Genomic DNA, 11,604 nt, shown 5'->3' with positions numbered 1-11,604 from the left:
TTTGGAGGAATTTCCCATGTACTATGTTTATTTTGAAACGGAGCCAAGGCTTTTGCATGAAGGAACGAAATACAACGTGGAGGTTCCTACCCGAGAGTTACAGGATCAAATAGCCAGTGACCTTGAAAAATATGGAGAGGTATTCAATGTACAAAAATTAGATGCCCCTGTGGATCAATTCCCTGTGCTGACAAAAGAAACCTATAAACGAAATATTTAAAAACGGAAAGGTGAATGGCTAGTGAGCCATTCACCTTTCTTCACACCATTTGGAGATGCAATTTTATCAATCTGTTTTACGTGCGTATTTAAATGGGAGAATGACATATTCACATGTACCGACTATATCATCTTCATTTATGTAGCCCAATCCATTACGGCTATCCCGGCTGTTTAACCGATTGTCTCCCATCACAAAATAATAATTTTTAGGAACCTTTACTGGATCAAAGTCACCTGTTTTATTCATTTTCAGTAAATCAACTTCTCCCTGTTCATCAGGCAGATAGGGTTCATCTTTTTGCTTGCCGTTGATATAAAGTGAATCATTCTTATATTCAACCTTTTCGCCAGGCAACCCTATAATCCGCTTTACATAGTATTTATCATTTTCTTCATCTCGAATGACCACTATATCCTGATGATCAACTGAACCGCTATACGTCGCTAACTTATTGACCAAGACTTTTTCATTATTATAAAGTGTTGGTTCCATTGAGGCTCCTTCTACAATAAAAAAGGAGATGATGAATGTTTTCACAAGGTAAGCTAAGACGATTGCAAATGCGATAGAGATAATCCAACTTCCTACTTCAGTTTTAAATAACTTCCTCAACCGCAGTCTCCTTCTTTCAAGCATGATTCCTCTATTGTCTCTACATTTAATTCTTATATTTTATACCCATATAATATGCTAAGATACCTACAAACGATATTACATTTTCATTACGATTAATTTACGTCTACTAAGGGAATACAATAACATCCATTCTTTTCTTTCACGTGAGGAGTGAAACTCCAGTATGTTGCACTTATCAAAAAATCATGATCCAAATAAAAATGAAATTCTTTTGTCTAAATGGCTCCCTTCAAACCAAACTGCAGCAAGTCTGGCAAAAGAGACGTTTACATTACTTAATGAAAAATTAAATAAGTTTTCCCCTCTTTCCATGCCTAATCGGAAGCCACTAAGGGATTTAAAATATGCTTTTCCCCGTCTTTTATTGACAACAAGCAGACAGCCTGAGATAAAAAATCCAGCTGGCTGCACGATCTTGAACGGTCATCCTTATCCAGAATGGAAAAAGAAATTGGATGAAGAGTATCAGCATTTGAATCAAAAGATCCAGGAACAGATTAATGTAACCGACTATGGTGCTGTTGGTGATGGGATAACAGATAATACAAAAGCGTTTGAGGCTGCTCTTGGTAAAGGAAAGCGAATGGTTTATATTCCAGAAGGTGTTTTTATTGTTAAGGGAATTAAGCTTCCCTCCTACACATGTCTTATAGGAGAAGGAAAAGATAAAACGATTCTTAAATTAGCCAATGAATCACCAAAAAAAGCCATTCTTATTACAAACTCCAGTCCAATTCGTGGTAATCATCATATCCTCGTACAGGGGATGACACTTGACTGGAATGTAGAAAGACTTCCGCAAAGTGAGCGAACCAGTTCTGGTAATAACCGCTCCAGCTGTTTAACATATGCACATGTCTCCTATGGATGGGTGAAGGATGTTGCAGCCCGAAATGCAGGATTGCACTGTTTTGATGTTTCGGCTGCCTACTATACCTATTTGGGCGATGGCACACGTTCGAGATGGCCGAGCCAATATATATGGTTAGATCATCTTTCTGGCTATGGATTTGGAGATGATGGAATAACAACACATCATAGCAGCCATATTCTGATTACAAACAGCCATATGTGTGATCCAAGCGGAAGAGCTCATATGAAGGGATTCTCTAATTCAAATGGGTTTGAGCTGGATGATGGCTCTGACGATGTTTGGCTGATTAATAATTCTTCAACCAGATGCTTTGGAGGAGTTGAAATCAAGGCACATCATACATCATCAGCTGCTTCCAATGTCCATATAATCGGACATATATCAATCCATGATAATCGCTCCTATAACTTTAGACATATTGGCCACCATCTCGAATCAGAACCACAGTCTAAATCTGCCTTTAATATAACGGCGACAAATATCGTGGCAATTGCACCGATATTCACTGATCTATATGAAGGCTCAGCTCCAAGATGTCTAGTCGTATCAGCCTATCAAAATGTGGTTATTAACCATTTCACTCTGCTCGGAGATTCGAATTATGATTATCAAAGGAATCCAATGGTTTCCATTCAATATAAATCTCGTCATATCACACTGACAAATATAACAATAGAAAATTTCCAAACTGCGGGTACGGATATAAAAATAGTTGGCGGCAGGCAGCATACCGATGACATTCGTTTAAGTACTATTTCCATAAAAAACTCAGCTCCAACTGCCATCGATATTGGTAAAGGCGTAGCAAAAGCAACTATATCAAATGTACAGGCTGAATCAAAGATTGGAGATATCGCAATTAAAAATGCCAACCATAATGCCGAGCTGAATGGTATTCATACGGTTGGATATAAGACACCCATTTTGGTTAAGTCTAAAAATTTAATTAAAACTTAAACTTCTAATTCTAATCCTCCACCTCTTCGCATATACATTTACGATCTTTCCTGTAAAATGTGTGAAGAGGTGACTATTTCGTGAATCGGATTGCAGAAGTCCTCAATCAACTCCTTTCATCAATTAAAGACCTAATAAACGATATATTGACTTTTATTTATTATAGCGGGCTGCTCTTCATCATTGGCTGGACACTTTATCAATTGTTATGGGGTGATGTGAAACCGCTTCCCATTTCAACTGCCGTTCCTCCTACATGGTGGACGGAATATGTGATTAAACCACTGATCTCCTCCACCTTTCTGCTAACCATATTGAAGGGAATCTTCTTATTATCAGTCTGGATTATACTATTTTTAATTATTCCAAGTACAACGAGGCAACTCAAACGTTTCAAGCTATTCCAAATGGAGTTTGAAGTGGAGGATAAAGAAACTGCAGCGGTTGCCTTTATAGAATTGCAAAGCTCAAAAGCAACCCTTCTATCAGCAATGTATTCAGATGCAAGCATAGGAAAATTATTCACATTCCTTGATGAAGAAACGATGGAGGTGAATTATTTTTCCGCACTTGATTACTTTTTGGAGGACTTCAAAATCAGTTATAAACAAAGATATAATATTGCCTTTGAATGCGAAACCAAGGATTTACATCAGCTTATCGGAGTCGAACGGGAATATGCCATACTTTCAAAAGAAACCGGCGATCCCGAGGTGTTAAACTGGGAAGCTCCCCTTGTAAAAATAAAGAAAAACAGACTTGTTTTCCATTTCAACTATCGTGGAACTGATAAGGTGACCATATTGTCCAGCTATTCTTCTCAATTTGATGTCATTGATAAACAAAACATTTTATTTTTGCATTATGCCCTGATGTATCAAGCTGAAAATATTGAATATGCCCTTATGGTTGAAAAAGAAGAATGGCCCTTTGCCAAAACCCCTACTTAAAGGGGTTTTGTTTGTTTACAAAAAAATGCCCTTATTCACATGGTAATAAGGTCATAGTTTAATATAGATGCTCATATAAGATGTCTGTTATTTTGGAACTGTTGCGAATACTTCTTTAGCATATCCTGAACCACTTTGTTATTGGATGCCAGTTCTGTTGGATCTTTTGCGCTTAGCTTCCCCACTTGCTTTTGGCTAAAGGGCTTAGCAAACTTCTCTCCTTTTTTATAACGATCATATAAATTTTGGATATTGTCCATAATGGTTCCCCTCCCATCATAGTCCTCACTTATATATATTCAGTTCTTTGGAAAAAATCGCCATCTATTTGTCTAGCTAACTAGTATTTTTTTTGTGCGTTGATTTTCTGTCATAAAAGGTAATCCTATATAAAGTTTATTTTACTGTTTTAAATTCGTATAAATTGTGATAGGATAAAAAACTGTTTAGTGAACACGAAAAAATGTTATTTGGTGTTTTATTATGAGATATAGTACGATGATATTGGCATTTACAGCAAACAGGTTATATTATGAATCAATACACTAACTTTACAAAGAAGAAATGGAGATTAAATAAATATGCAGCAGAGCAAATCTTCAATCCACTCATTCCGGCAAATATTCTTCCTATACATAGGTTTTATCATTTTATTTGCCTTTTTGTTATGGATACCCCAGTCCAATTCCACCGGGTTTTCTATAATGGATTCTCTATTTCTGTCCACAAGTGCCTTAAGCGTTACAGGACTTACTACAATAGATGTAGGAACAGAATTAACCAGGGTGGGGCAATCCATCTTAATGGTGGAAATGCAGCTTGGCGGAATCGGGATTGTTGTATTAATCAGTTACCTGTTTGTCGTGATGGACAAGAAGATTACGGTATCAAGTATGCTACTTTTATCCAAGGACCAAAACCAGTCAAAACTAAGTTCCATTACATCTCTTGGAATTTCGGTTTTAGTCATTGCGTTATTAGTAGAAACGATTTGTTTCTTTATATTATTAGGGGAGGTACGACCCCGATATGATGATTTTTGGGATGCGGCATTCGTTTCAGCCTTTCATGCAGTAGCAAGCTTCACAAATTCCGGATTTGATTTATTCGGTGATAGCCTGATTTCATTTAAACATAATCATCTTTTCCTAATAACAACGGCTATAACAATCTTCTTAGGAAGTCTGGGCTATCCAACATTGGTAGAGTACTTCTTATCTTTTAGAAGGAAGAAAAGTTTGTTTACAAAGATTAATATAAGACTTCATTTTCTCCTACTATTTATCGGTATGGCTATATTTTTCTTATTGGAAACAAATAATTCGTTTAGCGGACTTTCCATTTGGGAAAAACTATCGAATTCATTGTTTTTTTCAGCGACAGCAAGAAATGGCGGGCTGACAACCATAGATGTCTCCCAAGTAACCATTACAACGTTTATGTTTCTAACCTTATTTATGTTTATAGGAGGAGCCTCTTCAAGTACAGGTGGCGGTATAAGGCTGACAACCTTTGCTGTATTACTTTCAAAGGTATTGTCAGTGGCAAAGTCACAAAAAGAGGTTGTCATTTATAAAAAAACCATTGCTCAGGAAGCAGTCGATAAATCCTTTATGGTTTTCTTTACTTTTATGGCATTGTTTTTTGGTTCTACGATTTTATTGACCATGCTACAAACGCATCCTTTAGAACCATTGATGTTTGAAGTGCTATCTGCCCTGACAAATACAGGCTTATCATTTGGGATTACATCTGAATTAACACCTGTTTCAAAATCGATTTTAATCATGTTGATGATTATCGGCCGCATAGGAGTTTTTAGTTTTATATATACCATCTTTAAAGTAGAAAAAGTTAAAACAAGATATTTAAAAGAAGACTTAGCAGTAGGCTAAAAAGGAGATACTTTTCATGAAATCATACTTAGTCATTGGAGCAGGAAGATTTGGTACTGGCATCGTAAAAGAATTATACAAACAACATTGTGAAGTAATAGTTACGGATCGCAGTGAAAAAAATCTTGAGAGTCTAGATGAATATTCGACTCATGCGATTGTCGGTGATTTCCGTGATCCGCTTGTGCTCGATGAACTGAAGATTGACCAATTCAATGCGGTCTTTGTTGCAATCGGCTCTGATGCCTTTTCAGCTATATTAATTACAAAAAAACTAAAAGAACGAAAAGCAAAAAAAATTATTGCCAAGGCTAACAATCGAGAGATCGGTGAAATTTTAAAAAGCCTTGGTGCTGATCGCATCATCCTTCCTGAGGAAGAAGCTGGACGGAAAGTGGCACGTCAGGAATTATTAACAGGAGTCATTGAATATATTGAAATCACGAAGGATATTTCTGCAATTGAAATGCAAGTACCTGAAACAATGCATGGAAAGTCGTTGAACGAATTGAATTTTTCAAGAAAATTCGATATTACGGTGTCCTTAGTCCTTCGTAACGGACAGCCAATATTATCGCATTTTGCAGATCTCAAATTACAAGAAGGCGACGACTTTTTACTGATTGGCTCAAATTCCAGTATTGAAAAGTTCAAAAAGAAATATAAATAAAGGTGGGTTGCTATGTTAATCGGGCATGTGAAGGCAATTATGCGCCATCCTGTTAAATCCTTTACAGGTGAACACGTTCAGGAAGCTAATGTAATGCCCTATGGTCTTTATGGGGATCGCAGTCATGCTTATATAGACAATAGCCGTACAAATAAGTTTCTGACAATCACTCAGGCTCCGATCATGGCAAGTTACCAGGCATCCTTTATGGGTCCTGACAGCTTAGATGCCTATCCACCAATCGAAGTGATTATGCCTTCAGGACAAAGAGTAACGTGGAATCACCCTGAATTGATTAAGGAGCTCGAAGCGGCAGCAAACAGGAGTATTACTCCTGTACAATTCACCCCGAATGATGTGCCACTTGGCGCAATAGAGGAAGAACATTTATTGCTCGTAACAGATGCCTCTCTAAAGGAATTAGAAAGGCAAAAAGGAAGTCTGATAGACTATAAACGGTTTCGCCCTAACTTGGTCCTCGATTTAACTGAAAAGCAACCATATATAGAAGATACCTGGTTTGGAAGACGTCTTTTGATTGGTGAATCGGTTGAAATACAAGTTAACCGACATTGTGAAAGATGCATGATTATTACCATTAACCCTGAAAACAGCGAGAAGGATCCTTCTCTATTAAAAATCATTAATAAAACTCGTCAGAATTGTTTCGGTGTATATGCCTCCGTCCTTAAAACCGGAAAAATTCGTAATGGTGATAAGGTACAATTAGTTTAAGATTCTATTATTCTATACTAGTTGTTAGCTCAAGAATCATAGTAATAAGCATAAACAAGGGAACCCTTTTGGTTCCCTATTTTACTAATTTTAATGATTTCTTATTGGTAGATTCGTGTTTAGAATATCCGCAATTAATCACCAGTATCAGGAATAAAAATTCCTTAACTTTCAGGACAATTGCACTGTTTTGTCTTTGCCATAAACTACTTATTAAATACACTTTTCTCCCTGTATCCCTTTCTCCCCCACTATGATCCATGTTGAATTTTAATAGAAAACCCTATAGAAATACTAGATAGTAATAAAAAAAGAATCCAAATGGATTCCTTTTTTTCAAACCTATTCATTTTTTAATCTGATTAGTAAGCAGACCATCCTGCATCCGCTGCCAATACTACACCATTAATATAGGAAGATTCATTGCTTGCCAAGAAAAGGGCAATGTCTGCAATTTCTTGTGGCTTAGCAGCACGAGGCATTAAACTAACACCACGCGTTGCATATTGTAATCCTTCCATATCCATACCATCCACTGAACTGGTTAACCCAGTCTCAACTTGGGCCGGTGCGATTCCATTGCAACGAATACCTTGCGGGCCATAATGAGATGCAATATTTTTAGTCATGCCTGTAACTGCATGTTTAGCCGCAGTATACGTAAATCCGCCACGTCCACCAGTTAAACCGGTAATGGAGGAAAGGTTCACGATTACGCCGCTGCCCTGAGCCTGGAAGTATGGCAATACTTTACGTGTACCGCGCATTACACCGCCAACATTAATATCCATTACGCGGCTCCAAACTGCATCTTCTACATTATGAGCAGCCTGCATTTTGTCTAATACACCTGCACAGTTAACTAAAATATCTACGCGACCAAATGTGGCCACAGTTTCTTCCACCATTTTTTGAACATCTTCTTCAACTGCCACATTGACTTTTACACCCATTATCTCAACATCTTGCGCTTTAAATTCATTGACAGTAGCTTGCAATGCTTCTTCATTGAAATCGGCGATTACCAGCTTTGCCCCTTCTTCCGCATAGCGTGTCGCAATTGATTTACCAATACCATTCGCTCCACCTGTAATAATGGCTACTTGGTCTTGCAATCTTCCCATTGTTCATCCTCCTAATCATCGTTAAATTAATTGGCAGATTCATGTATGGATCATAAATCAGGGCGATGAATTCTATAACTTACTGTTATGATAGATTAAAGTTCCAGTTTTATTTATAGAAACACAGCATTTGATATTCCAATATATCAAATCTAGGAAGTAACTTTTAAGAGATTCATCGTTCAGATACCAATCTTGACTTGTTAAAAACTCCACATTTCCTCTGCCTTATCAACTTTTGTTTAGCATTATGTATCTTTCTATTACAATTAAACTATACATGATATTTTTTTTAATTTCAAAAGATTCTTGATATATCATAATAATTTGCATTGAATAATAACCTTCGAGCCTCAAAATCAAAATATAGCCATATCTGCAAAGGGAAGTGGCTTTGTTTTATTTTTTATTCTCTATTTTAGATGAAAATATCCAGCTAAAATTATCTAAAAAATAAACCTCTATTCATAGATAACTATTATTTTAATAAACTAAAATACTTTTCCAGAATAATGAAAACGGATTATTTTACGTGTTAATAGGGTATTAGATAGTTGTAGCATTTATGTAGTATAAACATAGGAAAGATGAGGTGTCAGGTGTCATGTATAAAGAGTTAGCGGATGTTTTTTCTCTCATTGAGGACGATATGCTATTAACGCGATGAGTACAGAAATCTCACCGGGCAAACTGGCGGACTGTGTACTTACGATCTCAGAATATGAAGGATATACATTCCCTGCATTAGAAAAAACCTTGAGATGACACTGCATATTTTCTCTTGGGATGAATATAATTTTGAACTAGGTCATCCGGTTTATGTAGCATTCATAGGTGTACATATGTTGTTATAGAGTTTCAGAATATAAGTCTGTGGAAAATTAATTTTATCATGTAAAGGAGACTGCCTTATGGGTTTCTGGTCAACTGTTTTCGCAATCATAGTCGCATTGGTTCTCTTCTCAATATGCGGTTAAATAAGAGACAAAAGAAGGATTTGTTATTTTTCATTGTGCCGCTGATCCTTTTTCAAATGAATGAATTAATTAAAGCGGATGTACAAATTCCTGTCCTCGGATATCTGCTGCGATGTCATTTCAATGACTACCTAGGAGGCATCTCCTTTGCAGCATACCTGAACTTTGTTCTGTCTCTAAGTAACTGGACTTCGTTTCAGCTAACCAAGATCCATCACTTCCTCGTTGCCGGTTTATTTTGTGGAATCTGTTGGGAGGTCATAACTCCTCTATTTATAAAAACGAGTACCGGTGATGCTTGGGATATTATTGCGTATATCTTGGGGATGCTGACATACTGGTATTATGGTAGAAAATTGGCATCTAAAACAAATAAATAAGTACGATGATAAATGTAAAAGAGACGACCAAATGGTAATGACTCCTAAAAATTAGAGTGAAAAACTAAATTTTGGGTCGATACAAAGGATCGTCTCTTTGTAGTTTCTTTTATTTTAACTAATACCAAATTATAGCTTCATGAGTAGGCACGTCTCGCAAATGATACTATAAAAAAATGATTGCCCACAGAAAATGATGGCGGGTTCTTCTTACTTATCGGGCGTGGAATTCACCAATAGTGAACACCATAATAATTTCATTCATATCTGCAGAGCACTTCTTTAAGATAAATGGCTAATTTCCGGTTCTATTCAGAATAGCCTTCTGTTCAATTAATTGTTTAAACTCCTCATCCAACGCACTGTACTTAGAATCACCTGGTGTTAATAAACTCAATTGACTTAAGACCGCAGCTAATTTTGTCTCTACGACCATAAGTTCTTCTTCGATCGTCTTATTTATTGCAGGTATTTGTCCGGTCGGATTTCGATTGTTTCTTTCAACGCGGTTAATGATTTTTTCATCAATAACCAACAGCTTGTTACATAGACGTTCAATTAAATATTGATCATGTGACACAATTACCAAGGTCCCGGCAAAGGTTGAAAGAGTCTCCTCCAATTGTTCTCTGCTCGGTAAATCGAGATGATTAGTCGGTTCATCCAGTATCAACAAGTCATAACCTTCCATCAGCATTTGAACTAGCTTGATTTTCGTACGCTGCCCCATCGATAGGGAGGAAATCGGTTCATCTACTTGTCTTGCTGTAATCCCGAGATTCGCCAAGTACGTTTTTGCCTTAAATATCGAATCCCTTTCATAAAGTCCAAGTGCTTCTATTGGTTTCTTATGAACCGGGAGATCACCAACATCCTGACTTAAGTAACCGATTTTCAGAGTAGGACTTTTCCATAACTCTCCGCCGCTGATGGGCTCTTGATCTAGAATCAGCCGAATTAGCGTTGTTTTCCCCGCGCCATTAGGACCAACGACGCCAATTGACTCCCCGTGTTTTATATAAAAATAACTGCTTTGGAAAACTGTATGCTCTCTATATTGCTTTTTTAAATCCTTTGCCTCCACTATCCGTTTACCGTGCTTGTCCGCCGCCTGAAAATCAAATTCAATCTTTACTTCATCAGCAGGCTTTTCTATTCTTTTTTTTGTAAGTTCCGCTTCCAGCCTTTTTCGCTTGGATTTAACCTGTATATCCTTCTTCTTGGCCTTAACTCGGTAATATTCTTTTTTGCCCATTAATTTTCTTTCAGAGGCAGTGCCATGCTTCGTTGAATCACGGTGTGCCTTTTCTGACCAATTCTTCAATTGATTCATTTGCGCTTCTACCCGTTTGATTTCTTTCTGTTGTTGATCATATTGATGCTGCTGAATTCTTCTGTTTTCTTCTTTTTGTTTCTTATAAGCACTGTAATTGCCAGTGTACTCATGCGCAATACCATCCTCAATTTCATATATACGTTTAACAGCCAGGTCCAGGAAGTATCGATCATGTGAGATGATAATGGCCGCACCTTGATAGGATGCAAGCTCCTCTACCAGCCAAAGAATCCCATCAAAGTCTAAATGATTGGTTGGTTCATCCAGAATTAATAAATCAGGTTTGGTTGACCAAATATGTGCGAGTGCAAGCTTTAAACGTTCTCCCCCGCTTAAATGGTCCAATCGTTCTTGATTCCACAACTGTGACCCTTCTAATCCAAGCTGACTCGTCAGCTCAAACATTCCAGCCTCAGCCCCGGTCTCCAACATGGATTGAAAGATACTGGCTGTATAGTCAATTGACTGCCGCAGATATCCTATACTGACATGATCTTTCCCAAAACTAATATTCCCTTTATCCGCTTGAATTGCTCCTGTCATAATATTGGCTAACGTTGTTTTACCTGCCCCGTTATAGCCAATCAGCCCAATTCTATCCCCAGATTCTATAATCATATTTATATTCTTTAAAATCGTTCTTTCACCATAGCTTTTTTGTATTTCCTTCAGACTTAGCATATTCATTCTCACCTCTTAAAATTAACAACTAAAAACCCCAACAGAAGCCTATTGGGGTGTGAACATCGTTTATCAACAGAGGTATACAAATATGAATACAGCTATGGCAGCTGAATCCTTTATTTATACTCTATTCAATGAAAGAACGTGTTATGGGCACACTAAT

General features: G+C 37.2%; 11 protein-coding genes. 7 read left to right on the top strand and 4 right to left on the bottom strand.

What is annotated here, in order from left to right; all coding sequences use genetic code 11:
• Window positions 1-16: 16 nt before the first annotated feature.
• Window positions 17-220: a hypothetical protein gene (locus AC4D4B_RS17100; RefSeq protein ID WP_490996117.1), complete on the top strand. Its 204-nt coding sequence runs from the start codon at window positions 17-19 to the stop codon at window positions 218-220.
• A gap of 66 nt (window positions 221-286) precedes the next feature.
• Here the strand turns inward: AC4D4B_RS17100 and lepB are convergent, their stop codons facing one another.
• Window positions 287-835 (bottom strand): signal peptidase I, encoded by a 549-nt coding sequence (gene lepB, locus AC4D4B_RS17095; RefSeq protein WP_490996116.1) that lies wholly within the window; start codon window positions 833-835, stop codon window positions 287-289.
• Window positions 836-1,022: 187 nt separating this feature from the next.
• Here lepB and AC4D4B_RS17090 point away from each other — a divergent pair, with 187 nt between their 5' ends.
• Both AC4D4B_RS17090 and AC4D4B_RS17085 read left to right on the top strand, forming a co-directional pair.
• The gene (locus tag AC4D4B_RS17090; protein ID WP_490996115.1) at window positions 1,023-2,690 is read left to right on the top strand and encodes a glycosyl hydrolase family 28-related protein; all 1,668 of its coding nucleotides are present in this window, start codon (window positions 1,023-1,025) and stop codon (window positions 2,688-2,690) included.
• Between the two features lie 80 nt (window positions 2,691-2,770).
• Complete coding sequence (locus tag AC4D4B_RS17085; RefSeq protein ID WP_491000593.1) at window positions 2,771-3,640, top strand: hypothetical protein; 870 nt, start codon at window positions 2,771-2,773, stop codon at window positions 3,638-3,640.
• Between the two features lie 71 nt (window positions 3,641-3,711).
• On the opposite strand, the gene AC4D4B_RS17080 is transcribed toward AC4D4B_RS17085, so the two are convergent.
• Entirely contained in the window at window positions 3,712-3,900 is a 189-nt protein-coding gene (locus AC4D4B_RS17080; RefSeq protein ID WP_490996113.1) for a hypothetical protein, read from the bottom strand.
• Window positions 3,901-4,221: 321 nt separating this feature from the next.
• Between AC4D4B_RS17080 and AC4D4B_RS17075 the strand changes: the two genes are divergently transcribed.
• The 3 genes from AC4D4B_RS17075 to AC4D4B_RS17065 are packed head-to-tail and all read left to right on the top strand — an operon-like array spanning window position 4,222 to window position 6,940.
• Window positions 4,222-5,535, top strand: coding sequence for a TrkH family potassium uptake protein (locus AC4D4B_RS17075; protein WP_490996112.1), 1,314 nt, complete (start codon window positions 4,222-4,224; stop codon window positions 5,533-5,535).
• A 16-nt stretch (window positions 5,536-5,551) separates the two neighbouring features.
• On the top strand, window positions 5,552-6,205 hold the full coding sequence (locus tag AC4D4B_RS17070; protein ID WP_491000592.1) for a potassium channel family protein: 654 nt from the start codon (window positions 5,552-5,554) through the stop codon (window positions 6,203-6,205).
• A gap of 12 nt (window positions 6,206-6,217) precedes the next feature.
• Window positions 6,218-6,940, top strand: coding sequence for an MOSC domain-containing protein (locus AC4D4B_RS17065; RefSeq protein WP_491000591.1), 723 nt, complete (start codon window positions 6,218-6,220; stop codon window positions 6,938-6,940).
• Window positions 6,941-7,302: 362 nt separating this feature from the next.
• Here the strand turns inward: AC4D4B_RS17065 and AC4D4B_RS17060 are convergent, their stop codons facing one another.
• A complete protein-coding gene (locus tag AC4D4B_RS17060) occupies window positions 7,303-8,064 on the bottom strand; it encodes a glucose 1-dehydrogenase (protein ID WP_066104838.1) in 762 nt (253 codons plus the stop codon).
• Between the two features lie 967 nt (window positions 8,065-9,031).
• On the opposite strand from AC4D4B_RS17060, the gene AC4D4B_RS17055 reads away from it, so the two are divergent.
• Window positions 9,032-9,421 (top strand): hypothetical protein, encoded by a 390-nt coding sequence (locus AC4D4B_RS17055; protein ID WP_491000590.1) that lies wholly within the window; start codon window positions 9,032-9,034, stop codon window positions 9,419-9,421.
• Window positions 9,422-9,716: 295 nt separating this feature from the next.
• Here the strand turns inward: AC4D4B_RS17055 and abc-f are convergent, their stop codons facing one another.
• Window positions 9,717-11,444 (bottom strand): ribosomal protection-like ABC-F family protein, encoded by a 1,728-nt coding sequence (gene abc-f, locus AC4D4B_RS17050; RefSeq protein ID WP_491000589.1) that lies wholly within the window; start codon window positions 11,442-11,444, stop codon window positions 9,717-9,719.
• Window positions 11,445-11,604: the final 160 nt, after the last annotated feature.

The organism is Pradoshia sp. Z6_59, from assembly GCF_058267515.1.
The sequence above is the reverse complement of the archived record's forward strand: the minus strand, read 5'-3'. Positions and strand labels throughout refer to the sequence as shown.

Coding starts and splice junctions, on each gene's coding strand:
- AC4D4B_RS17055 (WP_491000590.1), top strand. CDS start 9,032: ATGCGGTTAAATAAGAGACAAAAGAAGGATTTGTTATTTTTCATTGTG.
- AC4D4B_RS17065 (WP_491000591.1), top strand. CDS start 6,218: ATGTTAATCGGGCATGTGAAGGCAATTATGCGCCATCCTGTTAAATCC.
- AC4D4B_RS17080 (WP_490996113.1), bottom strand. CDS start 3,900: ATGGACAATATCCAAAATTTATATGATCGTTATAAAAAAGGAGAGAAG.
- AC4D4B_RS17100 (WP_490996117.1), top strand. CDS start 17: ATGTACTATGTTTATTTTGAAACGGAGCCAAGGCTTTTGCATGAAGGA.
- AC4D4B_RS17070 (WP_491000592.1), top strand. CDS start 5,552: ATGAAATCATACTTAGTCATTGGAGCAGGAAGATTTGGTACTGGCATC.
- AC4D4B_RS17060 (WP_066104838.1), bottom strand. CDS start 8,064: ATGGGAAGATTGCAAGACCAAGTAGCCATTATTACAGGTGGAGCGAAT.
- AC4D4B_RS17090 (WP_490996115.1), top strand. CDS start 1,023: ATGTTGCACTTATCAAAAAATCATGATCCAAATAAAAATGAAATTCTT.
- AC4D4B_RS17075 (WP_490996112.1), top strand. CDS start 4,222: ATGCAGCAGAGCAAATCTTCAATCCACTCATTCCGGCAAATATTCTTC.
- abc-f (WP_491000589.1), bottom strand. CDS start 11,444: ATGAATATGCTAAGTCTGAAGGAAATACAAAAAAGCTATGGTGAAAGA.